This window comes from Streptomyces sp. NPDC001832 (assembly GCF_040297265.1).
In the GTDB taxonomy this organism is placed as follows: Bacteria; Actinomycetota; Actinomycetes; order Streptomycetales; family Streptomycetaceae; genus Streptomyces.
Window position 1 is genome coordinate 1 of record NZ_JBEOYU010000035.1, and the last position, 18,366, is coordinate 18,366.

Annotated in this window: 15 protein-coding genes and 2 pseudogenes; 9 read left to right on the top strand and 8 right to left on the bottom strand. The window is 69.8% G+C overall.

Features of this window, described 5'->3' with window-relative positions:
* The first annotated feature begins 275 nt into the window (after positions 1 to 275).
* Entirely contained in the window at positions 276 to 1,067 is a 792-nt protein-coding gene (locus tag ABT115_RS23335; protein WP_351793081.1) for a slipin family protein, read from the top strand.
* Positions 1,068 to 1,251: 184 nt separating this feature from the next.
* On the opposite strand, the gene ABT115_RS23340 is transcribed toward ABT115_RS23335, so the two are convergent.
* From ABT115_RS23340 to ABT115_RS23355, 4 genes and pseudogenes are all read right to left on the bottom strand, one after another.
* Positions 1,252 to 1,785: a CBS domain-containing protein gene (locus ABT115_RS23340; protein ID WP_351793084.1), complete on the bottom strand. Its 534-nt coding sequence runs from the start codon at positions 1,783 to 1,785 to the stop codon at positions 1,252 to 1,254.
* A gap of 37 nt (positions 1,786 to 1,822) precedes the next feature.
* Complete coding sequence (gene ftsH, locus ABT115_RS23345) at positions 1,823 to 3,775, bottom strand: ATP-dependent zinc metalloprotease FtsH (protein ID WP_351793086.1); 1,953 nt, start codon at positions 3,773 to 3,775, stop codon at positions 1,823 to 1,825.
* A 543-nt stretch (positions 3,776 to 4,318) separates the two neighbouring features.
* Positions 4,319 to 5,053: pseudogene (locus tag ABT115_RS23350) on the bottom strand (RNA repair domain-containing protein); the annotation flags it as partial.
* An 81-nt stretch (positions 5,054 to 5,134) separates the two neighbouring features.
* Positions 5,135 to 6,895 carry a hypothetical protein gene (locus tag ABT115_RS23355; protein ID WP_351793089.1) on the bottom strand — a complete coding sequence of 587 codons (1,761 nt, stop codon included), beginning with the start codon at positions 6,893 to 6,895 and terminating at the stop codon, positions 5,135 to 5,137.
* Between the two features lie 1,725 nt (positions 6,896 to 8,620).
* Here ABT115_RS23355 and ABT115_RS23360 point away from each other — a divergent pair.
* From ABT115_RS23360 to ABT115_RS23370, 3 genes are all read left to right on the top strand, one after another.
* Complete coding sequence (locus ABT115_RS23360; RefSeq protein ID WP_351793091.1) at positions 8,621 to 10,291, top strand: SWIM zinc finger family protein; 1,671 nt, start codon at positions 8,621 to 8,623, stop codon at positions 10,289 to 10,291.
* A 194-nt stretch (positions 10,292 to 10,485) separates the two neighbouring features.
* The gene (locus ABT115_RS23365) at positions 10,486 to 11,421 is read left to right on the top strand and encodes an ATP-grasp domain-containing protein (RefSeq protein ID WP_351793094.1); all 936 of its coding nucleotides are present in this window, start codon (positions 10,486 to 10,488) and stop codon (positions 11,419 to 11,421) included.
* A complete protein-coding gene (locus tag ABT115_RS23370; protein WP_351793097.1) occupies positions 11,418 to 12,257 on the top strand; it encodes an ATP-grasp domain-containing protein in 840 nt (279 codons plus the stop codon). The genes ABT115_RS23365 and ABT115_RS23370 overlap by 4 nt, the downstream gene beginning before the upstream one ends.
* On the opposite strand, the pseudogene ABT115_RS23375 reads toward ABT115_RS23370, so the two are convergent.
* The 3 genes and pseudogenes from ABT115_RS23375 to ABT115_RS23385 form a co-directional block, all read right to left on the bottom strand.
* Positions 12,245 to 12,563, bottom strand: a pseudogene (locus tag ABT115_RS23375) (3'-5' exonuclease); the annotation flags it as partial. The gene ABT115_RS23370 and the pseudogene ABT115_RS23375 overlap by 13 nt on opposite strands.
* A gap of 160 nt (positions 12,564 to 12,723) precedes the next feature.
* Positions 12,724 to 13,212, bottom strand: coding sequence for a DUF2000 domain-containing protein (locus ABT115_RS23380; RefSeq protein WP_351793099.1), 489 nt, complete (start codon positions 13,210 to 13,212; stop codon positions 12,724 to 12,726).
* A gap of 38 nt (positions 13,213 to 13,250) precedes the next feature.
* Positions 13,251 to 14,270, bottom strand: a complete 1,020-nt coding sequence (locus tag ABT115_RS23385; protein ID WP_351793102.1) for a DMT family transporter — start codon at positions 14,268 to 14,270, stop codon at positions 13,251 to 13,253.
* Between the two features lie 73 nt (positions 14,271 to 14,343).
* Between ABT115_RS23385 and ABT115_RS23390 the strand changes: the two genes are divergently transcribed.
* Entirely contained in the window at positions 14,344 to 14,838 is a 495-nt protein-coding gene (locus ABT115_RS23390) for an Lrp/AsnC family transcriptional regulator (protein ID WP_351793105.1), read from the top strand.
* A 222-nt stretch (positions 14,839 to 15,060) separates the two neighbouring features.
* Here the strand turns inward: ABT115_RS23390 and ABT115_RS23395 are convergent, their stop codons facing one another.
* Entirely contained in the window at positions 15,061 to 15,552 is a 492-nt protein-coding gene (locus ABT115_RS23395; RefSeq protein ID WP_351793108.1) for an ATP-binding protein, read from the bottom strand.
* Positions 15,553 to 15,687: 135 nt separating this feature from the next.
* On the opposite strand from ABT115_RS23395, the gene ABT115_RS23400 reads away from it, so the two are divergent.
* The 4 genes from ABT115_RS23400 (at position 15,688) to ABT115_RS23415 (ending at position 18,330) form a co-directional block, all read left to right on the top strand.
* A complete protein-coding gene (locus ABT115_RS23400) occupies positions 15,688 to 16,551 on the top strand; it encodes a DUF5753 domain-containing protein (protein WP_351793214.1) in 864 nt (287 codons plus the stop codon).
* Complete coding sequence (locus ABT115_RS23405; RefSeq protein ID WP_351793110.1) at positions 16,548 to 16,805, top strand: DUF397 domain-containing protein; 258 nt, start codon at positions 16,548 to 16,550, stop codon at positions 16,803 to 16,805. The genes ABT115_RS23400 and ABT115_RS23405 overlap by 4 nt, the downstream gene beginning before the upstream one ends.
* 281 nt (positions 16,806 to 17,086) lie before the next feature.
* Positions 17,087 to 17,689 carry a P-loop nucleotide/nucleoside kinase family protein gene (locus tag ABT115_RS23410; RefSeq protein WP_351793113.1) on the top strand — a complete coding sequence of 201 codons (603 nt, stop codon included), beginning with the start codon at positions 17,087 to 17,089 and terminating at the stop codon, positions 17,687 to 17,689.
* Entirely contained in the window at positions 17,686 to 18,330 is a 645-nt protein-coding gene (locus ABT115_RS23415; protein ID WP_351793115.1) for a guanylate kinase, read from the top strand. Before ABT115_RS23410 ends, ABT115_RS23415 begins: the two co-directional genes overlap by 4 nt.
* Positions 18,331 to 18,366 lie beyond the last annotated feature (36 nt).

The following is an 18,366-nucleotide window of genomic DNA, read 5'->3' on the forward strand; positions in this document are numbered from 1 at the left end:
GGCCAGGTCTGGATCAACGACCCCGCCAAACGAGCGCAACCCGAACCACAAAGCTCATAGCGACGTAAATGTCTCATTTGACTTGACAACTACCGTGACGAAAGCGCGAGGCGCTCTGGATCAGTGGCGGAGGCGGCCTGCCACCAGGAGGATCCCGGATACGAACAGCAGTTCGCGCCGGGGCCGGTCGGCCCCTGACGAGGGAAGGTCGGCCCGGACCCGGGGCAGGCAGGCCAAGCCACGATGAAAGCAAGAGCCTCAAGGAGATGAGTCCCGTGGCCAGTCTCGGAGTCGCGATTGTCCGGCAGTACCAGCGCGGTGTCGTGTTCCGGTTCGGAAGACTGCGCAATGTGCGCAAACCAGGAATACGGTTCATGATTCCCGTGGCGGACCGGATGTGGAAGGTGACGCTGCGGACGGTCACCATGCCGATCCCCTCCCAGCAGGTGATTACCCGGGACAACGTTTCCATCGGCGTCGCCGCCGTCGCATACTTCCGGCGCGTCGACCCGGTGAAGTCCATTGTCGAGATCGAGGACGTGTCGTCAGCGATCAGTCAGATCGCGCAGACCACCGTGCGCAACGTCGTCGGCCGTTCCCTACTCGACCAGGTTCTCACCGACACCGAGACGCTCAACACCCGGATCAAGGACATCCTCGACGGCCTCACCCAGCAGTGGGGTGTGTATGTGCTGCTGGTGGAACTGAAGGACATCGAGCTCCCGGCAACCATGCAACGAGCCATGGCCCGCCAGGCCGAGGCCGAGCGCGAGAAGCGCGCCAAGATCATTGCCGCCGAGGGGGAAGCACTGAGCGCCGACCGCCTCGCCGAGGCCGCTGACGTCATCAGTGACCACCCCATCGCCCTGCAACTACGCAACCTGCAAATCCTCGCCGAGATCGCCGCGGAGAAGAACTCCACAATCGTCTTCCCCGCCCAGTTCCTCGAAAGCGCCCGGGCCCTGACCCGGTTCGTCGAAGAAGAAGCCGGCAGGGCCACCGCACTCCTGCCGGAACTGGGCACGCACAGGGAACCAGCGGCAAGCGGCGGTTCCGCCAAGGTCTGAGTCGGGTGGGACAGGACAGTGACGGGGAACGGACGCTTGAGACCGCAGGCGGGCGGATGAGGAAGCGCGGGATCTCGCCTGCGTGCGCTTGCCAGGATGGACCTGACGCCGACGTCAGGTGACACCAGGACAGCCCTACCCAGGTGTCACCTCGGAAAGCGCGCCGAAGCTCAGTGGCGGGCGCTCAGGGCACCGCGGTTCCACGGTAGCCCCGCCGAGGCGGGAGCCCAGGCAACACCGTGGCCCGGGCCCGCGGCCGTGCGTCGGCGGGTTCCTTCTGCACCGGACGACCGGCGAGGGCCGCGACGATGTCGGCTGCGGTCAGCACCCCGGCGAGACGCCCGTCTTCCTCCAGCACCGGCAGGGCGTCGGCTTCGGTACACCTCATGAGGTCGGCTGCGTGGCGTACGGTCTGCCCGACATGGACGAGCGCCGACCTGCGGGCGGGCAGCAGGTCGCCCACGCGCTGGCCGGACAGCGAAGCGGCCGGTGCCGCACAGGCGATTGCCACGTCGGCCCTGTCCAGCAGGCCGGCACAGCGACCGTCCGGATGCACGGCCGGAAGGTGACGGGAGCCTGATCGCTCCAGCAACTCCCAAGCCACGAGCACGGTTTCGTCGACATCGATCGTGACCACAGCAGTGCGCATCACGACGGCGACCGTCCGCGCCAAGACCTCCTGCTCGCCGTAGACCGTCCTCGGCTCCTGCTCCTCCATGGTCGCCTCCATCTTGTTTGCGAACGTCGCCGCGGCGTCACGGGGAGGGCTTCGGCTTCCCTGCCGCCGTGGGGTGGCCGTCCGGCTGCTGTTGCTGGTGGAGTACGTCGAGGACCACGGATCCATCGACGGTCTCGCGGGTGGTGAGCAGTCCGGCAAGGGTCTCCAGCGCCTCCCGGTGGTCGCTCAACAGAGCCACCGCGCGTTCCTCGGCCTTCCGTAGCAGGCGGGCGGTCTCCTCGTCGACAATGCGCTGGGTCTGCTCGGAGTAGGGCCGGTGCAGCGTCTCTTCGGTGCTCTCGCCGCCGAGGTAGCGGGAGGCTCCGGAGCCGTACCCGATGGGGCCGAGGGCCGGGGACAGGCCGAACTCACGGACCATACGGGCGGCGAGCTGGGTGGCGCCGGCCAGATCGTCGGCGGCACCGGTCGAACCCTCGCCGAAGACGACCAGCTCGGCCGCACGGCCGCCCAGCCGGACGGTCAGCAGGTCGGTCAGATAGCCCTCGCTGTACAGGTGCCGTTCGGCCTCCGGGAGTTGCTCAGTGGCACCCAGCGAAGGCCCGGAGGGCAGGATGGTGACCTTGGCGACCGGGTCGGCGTGCTCGCACAGGGCCGCCATGAGCGCGTGTCCGGATTCGTGGACGGCCACGGAGTGCCGTTCCTCGGGCAGCAGGGCGTTGGTGGACTCCCGCCGCCCCAGCAGCAGTCGGTCCCGGGCGTCGCCGAGACCCTGGGCGTCGATGACGGCACCCCCTGCCCGGACGGCATTGATGGCAGCCTCGTTGACCAGATTGGCAAGGTCAGCGCCGGAAAAACCGGGCGTGGCCCGGGCAACAGTGTCCCAGTCGACGTCCGGCGCCAGGGTCTTGCCGCGGGCGTGGACGGCCAGGATGGCCGCCCGTTCGGCCTGATTGGGTAGCGGCACGGTCACGTGCCGGTCGAAGCGGCCGGGGCGAAGCAGCGCCGGGTCGAGGGCTTCGGGTCGGTTGGTCGCGGCCAGGACGACGATGCCGCTGGACTGGTCGAAGCCGTCCATCTCGGCGAGGAGCTGGTTGAGGGTCTGCTCGCGTTCGTCGTTGCCGCCCAGCCGGGCAGCCCCGCCGCGACGGCTGCCGACGGCGTCGATCTCGTCGATGAAGATGATCGAGGGGGCCCGTTTGCGCGCCTCGGTGAACAGGTCGCGCACCCGGGAGGCCCCGACACCGACGAACATCTCCACGAACGCCGAGCCGGTCACCGACAGGAACGGGACCTCCGCCTCACCGGCCACAGCGCGGGCGATGAGGGTCTTACCGGTGCCCGGCGGGCCCACCATGATCACCCCACGTGGTCCCTTGGCTCCCGCGACCGCGTAGCGCTCGGGGCTGCGCAGGAAGTCGACGATCTCACTGACGTCCTGCTTGACGCCTCCGTAGCCCGCGACGTCCTCGAAGCGGGTGGTCGGCCGCTCGGTCTCGATGATCTTGGCGCGGGCCCGCCCGATGGCACTGAGCCCCCCGCCCAGCGTCCTTGCTGCCTGGCGGCCCGTCCACACGAACAGAGCGACGATGAACAGAAGCGGCAGGAACAGCACCAGCAGTGTTCCGAGGGGGCTGCCGGTGCTGCTCCGGGACGCGGTGATCTCCACGTTCTTGGACTGCAACTGCTGCTCCAGACGGCTGTTGTCCAAAGCGGTGGGTATCCGCGTGGTGAATTTCTTACCGTCCTTGAGGGTTCCCTTGATGGCGCCCTTGTCGTCGATGTCGACCGTCTTGACCTGACCGACGCTCACCTTGCCGACGAACTCGCTGTACGACAGCGACGCGCCCCCCAGGGGGGAGGGAGTTCGCATCAGCACCACGAGCAGCAAGACCAACGCGGCGACAGGCAGCAGCCAGCGAGACCAGGAAGGCCGCGGTGAAGGCGCCGACGGCTTGGGAGCCTCACGCGGAGGCCCCGGTTTGGCTGAGCGTGACAGATACCGACCTGACAGACGAACTGACGTGATCACCGGACGGCTCCCTTGACGGAGGGACGAACCCCGGGCGAGACCGTTCCCGCAATTCGAAGAGGCATGGATCGCAGGTGGGCGTCCCACTTCCAGGATCAACGCCTTCTCCCTCATCGGCAGGAACAAACGCACCGAGTCGCAGCCGGTCACGCACGGTCCCGACCGGAGAAAACGGACGAGCAGAACCAGGAGTCCTCGGCCCTCGACGCAGTCAGTGGACTGGCACTGAACTTCCTCTCGGCGCCTGCGTGGCGACCGCGACAGGCTTGACCAAGCGCTCCGCAGGCTCGCAATCTCGGCGTCGGCGGCTCGCCAAGGCCGCTACCGTGGCGGCCGCCCGCCCTTCGACTACCGCCTCGTCGATCACCTGTCGGTGATCTCGGAGAGCCATGCCGTGTCCTCCGGGCCCGGCGCTTCGAGGCCGAGCGCGGGCAGCCAGCGGACCTCGCCCGTTCGCAGGGCGACCGTGGCCCGTGGCCGCATCGGTCCGTCGCCCCTGCGCGAGAGAAGGACGAGTTCCCAGACTGTCGCCGTCATTGCGTCGAGCCGGATGGCGCAGTCCGCGGTGACTCGCCGCGGATCCCGGGTCCGGCCCAGGGACAGATGTGGGGTGAAGTTCTTGGCGGGCCCACTGCAGCGCGGGAACCGTTCCTGCAGTACGCGGTGCAGGTCCGCCCACGGCGCCTCGCAGGCTGCCGTCGGGTCGAGCCACACGGTGAAGTACGCCCTGTGCCGGAAGGTACGCACCCCGTCCAGCCGGGCGGTGAAGACCGGCGTCTCGGCCGTCGCCGCGGCGAGCAGTGGGGCAGCCCGCTCGAAGTCGGACTCCGGCACGAAGCCGAAGAGCACATTGACGTGCGGCGGCCACCGATGGATCTGCGGATCGTAATCCCGGCGGATGTCCTGGATCGGCGGCCACAGCTCCGCAGGCGGGACCCAGGCCACCGCCGTGCGGGTCGTCGGGAACACGTCGAGGACTCTGACGGGCTCGCCCCAGCCGGAGCCCGTATCGAAGCTCAGGCCCGCTTGTGGGTCCCGCACCCGGCCGGCGTCCGACGCGTCGATGCGGTCCACACCCGTGGCCCTGTCCCAGACCACCTCGCCGTCCGCCTCGATGGACACCACCCGGTGCCACGGGATGTCGCCCCCGGGCACGAAGGAAGACAGCGGGATGCGTTTGAGGCCATCGCCCCGCTGGCTGATCCCCAGCACGAACCGGGCCGGGTCGAACCGCGGGTCCCAGCGGACCCGGTGATAGATCTCGTCGCTGGTCCGCATCACGCCTCCTCTCCCGCCCTCACACCTTCTCTTCCTCCAGGGTGCCGCCCGTTCCTCGGGAAGCACCCGGTGGAGTCGCAATCAGCGGCCGGAGGTATCGGGGGGTGGGATCGACGTGTCCGTGGATACCGTCGGGGGCGGGAGGAAGTCCTCCATGGAAAGGGGAGTGCCGCCCGGACCGTCCGGCGAGGGACCGCTGGTCACCGGACCGCTGGAGGGGCCGAGGGCCGCGGCGATCGAGGCCACTGCGGTGTACCCCGAGGAGGAGCCGCCGGTGACCGCGGCGAGCGAGGGCAGCGGCGCAGGCGTGTGCGGCTGCGGCCGCAGGGTGCCCTCGGCGCGGTCCCACAGTGCCCGGAAGCCTGCCCAGGTCTCGTTCTCGGCCTGGGTCGCGGTGAACGGGTTGGCGGTCACTCTTTGCGGGCGGGTGCCGTAGAGCCGCTCCAGTAGCGGCAGCAGCGCCCGGTCGTGCCGGTGCACCCAGTCGGCGCCGTTGTTGCGGGGCTGCCCGGTGTACGGGTCCCGGCCGGTGTTCGTGCCCAGGTAGGCGTTGCTGAGCTGGGCGAAGTACTCCAACTCGTTGTGCGAGGAGTAGTTGGTGTCCTTCCCCGCCTCCTGGGCCTTCCCGACGGTGACGTCGGACCCCTTGCCCGGGTCGGCCTTGGGGGCGCGCAGCGGACCGTCCGGCCACCGCGCCGCCTCGCCCTGGGCGACCTTGGCGCGGTAGACGTCCGCGATCCACTGACGGTCGGCCCTGCTCAGCCCCTTCACATGGATGGCATGGGCGAACTCGTGGGTCGTGGTGGAGTATCCGTCCTGGTACGCTCCGCCGCCTCGCACGCTTGTGGTCTCGCCCAGCAGGTTCTCCTCGGTGGCTGCGGTATGGCCGCCGGCGAAGACTCCGCGCATCGTGTCCAGCGCGCGCTGGTCGGTACGGGCGCCCTTCAGATGGCGGAACGCGTCGAGCGAGGTCATCGCCCTGTCGCGGGGCACCACGATCAGCCGGGTGCCGCTGGTCAGCAGGCGTTCCGTGGTCCTGGGGTCGCCCAGCATGCGCAGGAGCTGCGCCTCGGCCTCCTGCCGCGCCGACACCGGCCGTTCCACGCCCTCGGGGACCCGCACCAGCAGCGGGGCGGCCGTGGCCGCGAAGTCCTCCGCGGACAGCCCGTCGCGCAGCGCCCGTACCAGAATCCGGTCCGAGGCCAGCGCGTCACGGTCGCCCTCCGGCAGCAGCGCCAGCGCGGCGGCCCGCTCCGCGCGCTCCATACCGGGCAACCGGGCTGCCAGCGCGGCCAGTTCGGGCGAGGCGGGGGCGGTGGCTGCCGTGTCCGCGCCGGGGGCGGTGGATCCGCCCGTGGGGCCCGCGTCCGGCGCGTCCGGCGCGGTGTCGCCGGCGGGCGGGCTGTACGTCTGTGTCACCGGGCCGCCCACCAGCGGCAAGCCGTGCTGCTGCCGGGCGTCGTTGTAGAGGTCCAGGGAGAACCGCGCCAGGGTGCCGTAGTCCTGCTCGACGGTTTCCGCGGTGGACCGGGCGGAGGCATAGGGGCGGGTCTCCAGTCGTACCACCGGCGGGTCGATACGCCGCACGCCGTCCGCGGTATTGGTGTCCGGTGCGCCGTAGTTGGTGCGCACCGCCAGCGCCTCGTGCTGGTCGATCACCCGCTCCGGGTTTGCGCGCAGCAGATTGTCCAGGTACTGGCCGGTCGTCCCCGGGACCCGCGGGCCCCGCCGCAGCGCCAGGCCGAGCAGGTCGGGAACCTCGTGCGGGGTGTGCTCCCGGAAGGTGGCCGCGAACCCGTCCGCCAGCCGCTCCGCCTCGCTCTCCAGGAACGCACGCGGCACCGTCCCAGCGTGGCGCGCACCGCGGCCAGCGACTCCCGTGAGGTCACGCCCGAGTAGTCCTTGGGCAGCACACCGCCGAAGAGGCTGCCGCGCGCCGTGGCGGCGACCTGGGTGTAGCCGAGGGCGAGCGCGCCCCCCCTGAGCGTACGCGGCCCCTTGCCTTCGTCTGCCGCGACCTCGCACCGTGCGGGCGCCTCCTCACGCCAAGCGGGTTTCTTGTACGTGGCTGGGGTGGTGTCCTTGGTGGCTGGGGTCGTGTCAGGGGCGACCGGAGTCGTGTCCGTGGTGGCGTCAGGGCGCGGATAGTGACGGGCGGTGAGGCGCTCCGCCGCGGCGTGCAGTCAGTGGGTCTGCTCGGCCGCCTCGATCGTGCGGGCCTCCCACAGCCGCGCGTCGTCGTGGGCGGCACGCCAATCAGTGACAGCCGCAGAGACTGGCCGGTCGCCGGCAGTGTCCGTGGTGGGCGGTGTGGTGTCCTGCCCCCCTCGACGGCGGCCCTTTCCGCCTCCGTCATGGAGAGCCAGGCCTCACGGGCACGGGCCCGCGCGTCGTAGTAGCGCTTCTCCGCCTCGGTCATGTCGGCCTGCGCGTCGGCCATCCGGTCCCAGGCGGTGCGGACCTCCTCGGGTGTCGGCCGGTCCCGGCAGTGGCGGGGGCGTGGCTGCGCCGGCAGGCGACGGCGCGGTGGCACCGGTGTCCGGTGGCGACGGTGCCCGCTGCTCCGTGGCCGGCCGGTCGGGGGAGTGCCGTTCGGAGCTGTGTGCCGCGGGCACCGCCAGCTCCACGCGGCCCACCGGCGCCGCGCCGTCTTTGAAAAGCGGCCGCGGCCGCACCCTGTTCACGAAGAACCCGGTTCCCAGCATCCCGACGCTGACCAGCCGGGCTCAGCCGCGCGGCCGCCGATACCCCTCGAAGGCTGCGTTCAGCTCGACCCGGTACGAGAACAGGAGCGCGGCGGTCTGCGCCGTCAGATGTTCGCCCGCGACCGAGACGGTGTTACGTGTGGCGTGCTGGCTCTGCCAGTGTGCCGCACGCCCGCGCGCATCCAGCCGATGCGCCGCGCCCAGCCGGTCTCGGGCGCTTTGTTCGAGTCTCGCGGTGAGACACCGGCCTCAAGGCCGACCGACTGGGCACTGGAGCCCTGCTGCCCCTGCCCGACCTGCTGGGTGGCCCGACCGAGTTGCGCATCGACCGCTCGCTCAGCGAGGTCTCGTAGCGCCGGTCGGTGAGGCGCGCCTTCAGCGTCATGGTGTGGTGGCCGCGGCGCAGCGTCCCGTTCTCGGTGAGCGCCACCGGCACTCCGGTGGTGGTGAGCACCTCCAGACACTGCGCCAGCGTCGGCCGGTTGAGCGCCTCGCGGACCTGGGGCAGACCCAGGTGCGTGGCGCGGGCGGCTCGGGGGCCGCGTCCGGCGCGGTCTGTACCGCATCAGTACCTGCCTCAGGGTCGCACGACATCGGCCGGCGCCGACAGTGGTTCATGGAGGCCAACAACATGCCACGAGTGAGCGACCTGCGAGTGATCTTGTGCCGATTGTAATGTCCGGCCGGATGACCGGGTCGCGCCCCCCGGTGACGGGCGGGCCCGAGTCGTGTCCCGGCGGGCAGGCCACCCGAGCTGATCAACCAGGGCGAGGACAGGGACGATTGCCGATGACGTCCCCCCAACGGTCAGGATGGGGGCGCAAATTCACGCACCGAGGTGGGAAGGCCGAGGCGGGAAATCATGGATGGGTTCACCAAGGCGGATCTGCGAGCACTGGCCGGGCCGCGCTCTTTCGAGCGGGGCCTGGGCTATCTGGACGCGGTGACCGCTCTGGAGGTCGAGGACGGCTCGATCACCGCCACGGTCCACGGGACGGACGCCTACGAGGTGGAGTTGTCACTCGACGGGCCTGAAGGGCTCAACGGAGAGTGCGACTGCCCGTACGGCATGGACGGCAACTTCTGCAAGCACTTGGTCGCGCTCGGCCTGACCGCGCTCGCCCGGTCGGAGAGCGTGCCGGAGCAGCGCACCCGGGCCCGGAACCGCGCTCAGGACCTGGACGCGTGGCTCGCCGCGCTTTCCAGGGACGAGTTGCTCGCCCTGGTACGGGAGCAGATCGCCGAGGACCGGCAGGTGCGCCGCCGCCTGGAGTCGCGGGCGGCGAGCGCCCGCGGAGACCTCACCGAAGTCCGCGCCCGGATGCGCGAACTCCTCGACATCGGCCGCTTCGCGCAGTACGGATACGTTGAGTACGCCGATGCCCGTGCCTACGGCGAACAGGCCGCGCAGGCAGTGAGTGCCGTCGCCGCTCTGACCGCCACCGGGCGGGCCGAGGACGCGATCTCCCTGTCGAGGGAGGCGATGCGGCTGCTGAGCGAGGTGCAGGAGTTGATCGACGACTCCGACGGCCACCTCGGCCAGGTCGGGGCCGATCTCGCCGAAGTCCATGTCGCCGCGTGCCGCGCGGCCCGCCCCGACCCGGACGAGACCGCGCGGTGGCTGGTCGGTCATGTGCTCAGTGACCTGGACGACCTGACCGACATCGATCCGCTCGACTACGAGGACGTCCTCGGCGAGCAGGGAATGACCACCGTAAGGGAGTTGGCGCTCGAAGCCTGGCGCGGCAACCGCACAGGCTGGGCGGAGAAGTACCTGATGGAGCGGTTGGCCAAGGCGGCGAACGACGTGGACGCGGTGATCGCCGTGCACGCGGCCGACCTCGCCCCCGACGGCAGCACCCACCTGGTCATCGCCCGCGAACTGGACACCGCCGGACGCCCTGACGACGCGCTGCGCTGGGCGGAGCGCGGCATCACGGAAGTGTCCGACACCACCCCCGCCATCGACCTCGTCGACTACCTCTGCGACCGCTACACACGCTCGGACCGGCTCCCCGATGCCGTCGCCCTGCGCCGCGCCCGCTTCGCCGCCCACCGCACCCTCGCCGCCTACCAGCAGCTGCGCGCGGCGGCACAGGAAGCCGACTGCTGGCAGGCCGAGCGCGGGGAGGCCCTGGAGCTGCTGCGTGCCGATACGGCACAGCGCGAGTGGGGCTGGTACAGCGGCCCGGTCCTGATCGACGCTCTGCTCGACGACAAGGACATCGACGCCGCCTGGCAGGCTGCCACCGCGACCGGCGCCCACGACCGGCAGTGGCTCACCCTCGCCGACCAGGCCCGCGCCATCCGCCCCGCCGATGCGCTGCGCGTCTACCGGCGCCTGGCCGAACCTCTCGAGAAGCAGACCGGCAATGCCGTCTACGAGCAGCTGACCAGCCTGCTCCTGAGCATGCGCGACTGCCACCGCCGCCTGGGCACGACGGACGAACTCACCGCGTACCTAGCCGCCTTGCGTGCCGGTCAGAAGCGCAAGCGGAACTTGATGCGGCTCCTCGACCAGCACGGCCTGTGAAGTCGAAGGCCATCCACTCCGCGGTCGCGCACGTCGAAGACCAGTTTGAATTAGGGGATGCGTCATTAGTAACACCCGGCTGGCATTGCTTTGGGGCGAGCGTGACGTAGCGTTGCTCTTTTGGCGGTGTTCGGAAGAGCACCGCAAGGCATCGTTGTGCCCTCATCAGCCATGGGGCACCGAGGGGTTTTGGGATGAAGCTCTGCTTCCTCGTCGAAGAGCTGTACCGGCATGACGGCATGCCGCTTGACGTGGCCCGACGACTGTCGTCGTGGGGACACCAGGTGGACGTGGTGCGCCCCGGCGGCTCACTGCTGCGGATTTCGGAAGAGGTGCGGGCGGGGACCCATGACGCCTGGGTGCTCAAGACTGTGTCCGGCGGCCCCGGGCTCACCCTCCTGGAGGCCGCGGCGGCCGTGGGTCTGACCACGGTGAACGATGCGCGGTCGATCCGTGCGGTGCGTGACAAGGCCCTCACATCGGTCATCGCGCGGCAGCACGGGCTGCCGGTTCCGGTGACGTATTCGGCACCCAGGGCCACGCTGTTCGCGGATGTCCCCGACGAGCTCTTCCCCCTGGTGGTCAAGCCCGCCGATGGCAGCTCGGGGCGGGGGGTGCGGCTCGTGCCGGATCCCGGGCGACTGGCGGAGGCGGAGCAGGTGGGGGAGGGCCAACTGATCGCACAGCCCTACGTGCCCAACGTGGGCTCCGACCTGAAGGTCTACTGTCTCGCGGGCGAGTGCCACGCGACCTTGCGACGCTCCCCGCTCCACCCGGACGGGCAGGTCGAGGAGGGAGCCGTCCCCGTACCCGCCGAGGTGGCCGCACTGGCGGCGAAGGTGGGAGCGGTCTTCGGCCTCGATCTGTACGGCATCGATGTGGTGCTCGGTCCCGACGGCCCCGTGATCGTCGACATCAATGATTTCCCGAGCTTCCGTCAGGTCCCGGACGCCGTATCCCGGTTGGCCGGCGCCGTCCTCGACCTGGCCAGGACAGGTAGCAGCGGCTGGACGGGTGTACTCGCCCCGGCTACGCGCATTCCCTCACCGCCGCAGATCCCCCACGGACAGCCTCAGCCGCACCCCGAAGCGGACATGCTGGCGGCCGCACCGGGAGCCGCCCAGATATGAGGGTGTGTCTGCTGACCGACAAGCCGGATCATCCGCTGCTTGCCGCCGCTGCTTCCGTGCTGATCGAGGCGGAGCACCAGGTGACGTTCCTGAACCCGGACACCGGGACCGGATCGCCGTCCGAGCTGGTGGCCCCGGACGATCTCGCGGACGTCTACCTCCTCAAGGCCCATAGCGCCCGGGCACTGGAACTTGCCCGTTTCCTCGAAGCACACGGCGCCCGGGTGCTGAACTCCGCCGCCGCGACGGAGCTGTGCCAGGACAGGAGCCGGATCGCCGCCGTGGCCGAAGGCGCCGGGTTGCCGATGCCCCGGACCAGGACCCTGGACACGCTGTCCGAAGCCCTCCCCGGAGCGGAGCGGCCGGAGAACGGCTACCCACTCATGGTCAAGAGCCGCCACAACCGGCGCGCAGACCTTGTCGCCCGCGTGGACGGACCGGCCGGGCTCAGGGACCTTGCCGCGAAGTGGCCCGACGAGCCCGTCGTCATACAGGAGTTCGTCGCGAACAGCGGCTGGGACCACAAGCTGTGGGTGATCGCGGGAGAGGTGTTCGCGGGGGTGCGCCCCGCACCGGTGGGCGCCCCGCCGGACGGCGCACAGTCCGCGCCACTGGTCCGTGACCTGCCGCGGGCCTGGACCGAAACAGCCCTGAACACGGGCGAGATATTCGGCCTGGACGTCTACGGTGTCGACCTGCTGGACCGCGAGGGGGCGCCCGTCGTCGTCGACATCAACGCCTTCCCGGGCATCCGCGGACCAAAGGGCGCCCCCGCTGCGCTGGCAGCCCTGGCACTGCGACGCCCCCGGCCCGGTCCTCCCGCCTACGAGGCCTGACACACCCCGGCCTCCACCAGGAACTCGCTCGGGGTGCCCGACCACGACACATGCAGCCCGTCCCGGGCCCGCGTGCACGCGACAAATAGCAGACAGCGTTCCGCCAGCAGGTCCGACTCGTGCTGGAGCCGGTCGATGTCGGCCGGGGTCACCGCACGCGGGTACGGCAGCGCACCGTCGCTCACACCGATGACCGCGACGCACCGGAACTCCAGCCCTTTGAAGGAGTGCATCGTGCCGACCCTGCACGGCGTCCGCGCCGGAAGACGCATCACCCCGCAGGCGCGCCGCAGGGACGCCCGCGGCCAGGCGTCCGTTCGCGGGCCCGGCTCGTTGGGCAGAGGGACGAAGGGCGCCCGCTGGGGGTGTCCGGGCTTACTCCGTGCTGTCGGCGTCCTCGGCGAGGGTGCGGTAGACGGTGGTGACCGAGGGCCTGGGTATAGACGGGCGTGGGGTTGGTCCTGGTTCAGGGCATGAGGGGGAGCTTGCCGACGATCTTGTCGACCGGGTTGCGGGGGCCGACGATGCTGATCGCGCAGTAGTCGATGTCCTCGGTCTGGGTCTTGCTCACGGCCGCGATGAAGTCGCCGTAGACGCGGGTGCTCTGGGCGGCGGCGGGCACGTCGGCCACGAAGACGTCAGTGCGGGAGGCCGCCTTGGCGCGGATGGCGCGCAGTGTGGCGGGGTCGGCGACGAGCACCGAGCAGCCCGTCCAGGGCAGTCCGGGGTGCGTGGTGCCTTCCGCGTCGGTGGTGTCGGTGCCCAGAAGTCCGGGGACCGAGGTCACGGTGGGGGCGGCGGCGCAGATGGCGGCGTTTGCGGCCTGGCCGGGGGGCAGGTCGGCGTTGACGACGACGACCCATTTCAGCCGGGCCTGGCGGGTGGACAGGCTGAAGTCCACTTCCTCTGGTGCGAAGCCCACCGTTGCCGTGCTCGGCGCGTTCGTCACAGACATGGCAATCCTCTTAGTTCATGCGGTCAGATCCGGTGATGTTAGGCAGATATGCTGGATTGAAATGAAGTCTCCGCATTTCGTTCGCCAGGGTAGGTGCTTGCTGGGTCCCCGGCGAACGTAATGCGGTGTTCGGGCGGAATCTTCGTCGCTCGTGCGGAGGAGCGGCCGCGAGGCATCGTTGGCAGGCACGTGGTGATCATTCCAGCGAGGATCAGTGCGCAGCCGGCCCGTGCCAGGGGTGGGAGGTGCTCGTGGAGGAGGAGTACGCCGATCAGGGCCGCGGCCAGGGGTTCGGCGAGGCTGAGCGTTCCGGCCGTGGTCGCCCGTATCCGGATGAGGCCCGTGGTGAAGAGCCAGTACGCGGCGGCGGTGGTGGCCAGGCCGAGCCAGGCGATCAGGGCGAGGGTGGAGCCGTCGTGCAGGGGGGTGGTGTCGCTGATCATCCAGGGCAGCAGGGGGAGTGAGCCGAGGAGCAGGGTGAGGGCGGAGAGCGTGGGCAGGTCGGCGGTGCGGTTTGTGGCGGCCAGCTGTTTGGCGTAGACGGTGTACAGGCCGTAGCAGGTGCCCGCGGCTACCGCCAGGAGCAGGCCGAGCGGGTCCACGCGGGCTCCGCTGCCCGGTGCCAGCAGCAGGGCGCAGCCGGCGACGGCCGCGAGGGTGCTGGCCGTCCAGCCGGCGCACATCCGTTCACCGGCGACCAGCCGGGCGCACACGCCGGTCACCGCGGGTGCGGTGCCCAGGGCGATCACCGTGGCCAGGGCCGCCCCGGTCCGCGATACCGAGGAGAGGAAGGCGGCTTGGTAGGCGCCCGTCGAGACCGCGCAGACCAGCAGCGGGCGCAGGACCCTGCCCTCGGCGAGAACCCGGAGCGTCTTCGGGCGGCATGTGGTGAGCGCGCCGAGGACCAGCCCGCCCACGGCCAGCCGCCAGCCGCCGAGGGCCGCCGGTGTCATGGGGCTGGCCGCCAGGACCTGAGCGGGGCCGACCGTGCCCCACAGCACCGCCGCCGCCAGCACCAGCCCCGCGCCGAAGGCCGGGCCGTTCTTTCGTGTGTCCATGACCGGCGAGGTTAGGCAGGAATCCGGCAAGGGTCTCTGCTTGCCGAACTTTGTCTGGCGTACGGTGGATCTCATGGCACTTGACGCGCTGGACCGGGCTCTGCTGCGGGAACTGCAGAACGATGCACGGCAGACCAACCGCGACCTGGCGGCAAAGACCGGGGTCTCCCCCTCGACCTCACTGGAACGCGTCCGCCTGCTCCGTGAGCGCGGCGTCATCACCGGCTACCACGCGGCCCTGGACCTCGACGCCGCCGGACGGCCCGTCCAGGCGCTCATCTCGGTGCGCATCCGGCCTCCGGCCCGCCCGGTCATCGAAGGGTTCCGCGAGTGGGCCGCGCGACTGCCTGAGGTGATCGGCCTGTTCGTCACCTCGGGCGCTCACGACTTCCTCATCCACATCGCTGTCCCGGACGTCGACAGCGTGTACGCCTTCGTCATCGACCGCCTCACCGAACGCCGCGAAGTCGCCGACGTGCAGACCACGATGATCTACGAGCACGTCCAGTCCCACTGCATCGAACCGACCCGCCCCGACCAGCCCCGCTCCCCACGCAGAACCCGCTGACCGGGCGCGTCTCTTCGCCAGGTCCCCATGCCGTGATCCGCCCCGCATCGGCCGGGGACAGAACCGGTGTGCGTGTGCTGGCCGGTGCATGGCTGGACCGGCTTGCGGCATGGTGGAGGGCCAAGTGTCGCTGGTGGGGCGATCTTCAGTCCAGCGGCGGCGGCGGTACGGAGGCGTACGGGGCGGCTCCTTCCGGCCACGGGTCAGGGGTATCCGGCCGGTCTACGGCGAGGGCGCCACCGGGACGCACACGGAACACACCGCCCACAACGTCTTGCCCGGTCCATCCGTACACGGGTACCAGCCCCAGCGGTCCGCGAGTGCGGTCACGAGGAGCAGGCCGCGGCCTCCCTCTCCGTGGTCGTCCAGGCTGTCCGACGGTTCGACGAGGGCGGGGAACTTCTCGCCGCGGGTGTCGGTGACCTCCATGCGAAGGGTGGTGCCCTCGGTGGACAGGCGCAGGCGGAAGTCGCGGCCGGGCACGAGGCCGTGGCGTACGGCGTTGGCGCTCAGCTCGGCGACGATGAGCGTCAGCGTGTCGTGCGTGTCGCTGCCGTACGGGATGCCCCACGCGTCGAGCCGCTCGCCGGCCAGGCGGCGGGCGAGGCGGGCGCCACGTGGCGTGGAGCTGAAGCGCATCGAGAAGTGGTGCCAGGGGAGCCGGGGTTGATTGGTGCGGAGGGGGCGTACGGGGAGTGGTGGATTGCTGGTCATGGCTCCACGTTGTCGCTTGGTGGCGTAGCGTGACCAGGGGTGACGCGCCGTCGCGGACTGCTTGTACGCGAGGGGCGTTCGGCATGTACGTGCGTGGGACAGGCGGTGGCGATGCGGGACGAGACGGGTGCGGACATGGGGTCGGACTCGGGTCCGGGGTCGGACTCGGGTGTGGAGTCCGGGAAGCGGCCGGAGGACGAGCCCGGTTCCGGGGCGATGACCGCGTTCCGGCGGCAGTTGAAGCTGTTACGTCTGCGGGCGGGGCTGGACCGGACGGAGTTCGGGAAGCGGGTGGGGTACGCGGCGCAGTCCGTCGCGTCGTTCGAGCAGGGGCGGCGGATTCCGCAACCCGCGTTCATCGACAAGGCGGACGCGGTGCTGGAGGCCGGGGGCTTGTTGCTGGCGTTGAAGGAGGAGGTTGCTCGGGCGCAGTATCCGCCGTTCTTCCGGGATATGGCGCGGCTGGAGGCGAAGGCCGTTGGGCTCTGCGTGTATGGCTTGTACGCGATTCCGGGGCTGTTGCAGACGGCGGACTATGCCCGAGCCGGTTTTGAGCTGGAACGGCCCTTGCTCGACGAAGGAGACATCGAACAAGGTGTCGCGGCCCGACTGGCCAGGCAGGAAATTTATGATCGGCGTCCCGCTCCGCTGCTGAGCTTCATCGTTGACGAGTCTGTGCTCCGTCGGCCGATCGGTGGCTGGCCGACGTTGTACGGCCAGTTGGAGCAGATGCTCAGCATCGGCAGCAAGCGTAACGTCGAGGTACAAGTGATGCCGCTGAACCGAGAGGATCATGCCGCGCTCGGAGGGCCGTTCACGCTGATCGACACCGCTCAAGGACAGCGCCTCGCCTACGCTGAAGTACAGGGTGACAGCCGCCTGTACACCGGCCGGGCCATGGTCCGCGAGCTCGAAGCCCGCTATGGCATCATCCGATCTCAGGCGCTCACTCCACGTGAGTCCTCGGAGTTCATTGAAAAGCTTCTGGGAGAGAAATGACCGTTCAACTCACCGGGCCGATCGCAGCCGAGTTGGCGTGGTTCAAAAGCAGTTACAGCACGGGGAACGGCGGCGAGTGCGTGGAGGTCGCCTGGCGAAAGAGCAGCTACAGCGGGGCAGAGGGTGGCGACTGCGTTGAGGTTGCTGCCGCAGCCACCTATGTACATATCCGCGACTCGAAGCAGCTCAGCGGCCCCATGCTGACCGTTGGACCAGGAGCATGGGCCGGATTCGTCGGCCTCTTCGCCAGCTGAGGAACACAGCGCCAGGAGGGTCCCGCCGCGCCGCACAGGCGTATCGGCGGGACCCTCCCGTGCGTGTTGCGGGACTACTCGTCCACGCCCTCCTCGCGGATCACTGCCATGCCGCCCGGCAAGCCAGGCCATCACCCACTGACACCGTTGGGTCGGCTGCCCGGCATGGCGTCATTCAGCATCTGGTTCGGCATCGGTATGCGGAAATTTCAAGCATCAAAAACCTTCATCCGCCTCTAAACTGAGCCCAGTTGTTCAAAGTCGTCTCGGGGGCAAACAGAGTGACCACTGCGTTAGGCACGAGCACCATCACCCTTGCTCTCGTCGCCGGGTTTGCCGGTTCGGGCAAGTCCGAGGCCGGCAAGCTGCTGGCGGCGGCGACCGGGTGGGCCATGCTCGACAAAGACACCATCAGCCGTCCGATGACCGAGCGGCTGCTGCAGGCACTTGGCGGTGACCCGGACGACCGCCACAGCCCCGTCTACCTGGAGCACGCCAGGCCGCTGGAGTACGCGTGCCTCATGAAGGCCGTCTGGGAGAACCTCGAGTGCGGTACGTCCGCGGTAGCCGTCGCGCCGTTCCTGGCCGAGGCTTCCGACGCACAGTGGACGTCCCGGGTGGCACGCCGTTGCGGCAGGATGGGGGCACACTTCGAGACGCTGTGGGTGGACAGCGACCTGGAGTCGATGCGTGACCGGCTGATCTCGCGGAATGCCTCGCGCGACACGTGGAAGCTGACGCACTGGCCGGAGTACACGAGCGGCATCGATGTGGGCCTGAGACCGGTGACATCTCACCATGTGATCGACAACCGCATTGGCGCCTCACGTCCTCTGGCCGAGCAGGTCGAGACCATCGCGCAACGGCTTGTGGGGGACTCGTGAGCGCAGTCGTCCTGTACGGGCCGCCCACTGCCGGCAAGGACACCGTGACAGCGGTGCTCTGCTCCACCGACCCACGGTTCCAGTTGGTCACCAAGCTCAAGCACGGCACCGGCCGGTCAGCCGGATACCGGTTCGTCACCGCCGAGGAACTCGACGACCTGCGCCGCCGGGGCAGAATCGTCGTGGAGACCCCCCGCTACGGCAATATCTACGCCGTCGACCACCTCTCCCTCACCCAGCCGCAAGAGCAGGGCCTGGTTCCGGTCACGCACATCGGCAACGTCACCGACATGCGCACCCTGCTGAACCGGACTCGGACGACCTCGTGGCTGCGCGTCCTCCTCTGGGTGCCGAGGAACGTGTGCAAGGAGCGGTCCGGCGAGCGGGGAGACGCCGACACGCCGAAGCGGCTCGCCGCCTGGGACGAGACAGCGCAGGACATACTCGGCTCTGATTTACGTGATCTGTTCGATCTGGTGGTACGCACAGACCGTACAGATCCGGTGACGGCGGCCAAGCAGATCGCTTCCGCGCTCGTCGAGTCACCGGACGTTGTCGGTAGGGAGGACCTGCTCGCGGTTCTTGGACTTGATCCGGGCGGACACGGCTCCCACCGGAGCGCGAGTAAGCGCCCGGCTTGAGTACGTTGGCGCATACGCACAGCGACATCAACGGCC

Coding starts and splice junctions, on each gene's coding strand:
- ABT115_RS23340 (WP_351793084.1), bottom strand. CDS start 1,785: ATGGAGGAGCAGGAGCCGAGGACGGTCTACGGCGAGCAGGAGGTCTTG.
- ABT115_RS23360 (WP_351793091.1), top strand. CDS start 8,621: ATGGATGGGTTCACCAAGGCGGATCTGCGAGCACTGGCCGGGCCGCGC.
- ABT115_RS23365 (WP_351793094.1), top strand. CDS start 10,486: ATGAAGCTCTGCTTCCTCGTCGAAGAGCTGTACCGGCATGACGGCATG.
- ABT115_RS23370 (WP_351793097.1), top strand. CDS start 11,418: ATGAGGGTGTGTCTGCTGACCGACAAGCCGGATCATCCGCTGCTTGCC.
- ABT115_RS23380 (WP_351793099.1), bottom strand. CDS start 13,212: ATGTCTGTGACGAACGCGCCGAGCACGGCAACGGTGGGCTTCGCACCA.
- ABT115_RS23385 (WP_351793102.1), bottom strand. CDS start 14,270: ATGGACACACGAAAGAACGGCCCGGCCTTCGGCGCGGGGCTGGTGCTG.
- ABT115_RS23390 (WP_351793105.1), top strand. CDS start 14,344: ATGGCACTTGACGCGCTGGACCGGGCTCTGCTGCGGGAACTGCAGAAC.
- ABT115_RS23395 (WP_351793108.1), bottom strand. CDS start 15,552: ATGACCAGCAATCCACCACTCCCCGTACGCCCCCTCCGCACCAATCAA.
- ABT115_RS23400 (WP_351793214.1), top strand. CDS start 15,688: ATGGGGTCGGACTCGGGTCCGGGGTCGGACTCGGGTGTGGAGTCCGGG.
- ABT115_RS23405 (WP_351793110.1), top strand. CDS start 16,548: ATGACCGTTCAACTCACCGGGCCGATCGCAGCCGAGTTGGCGTGGTTC.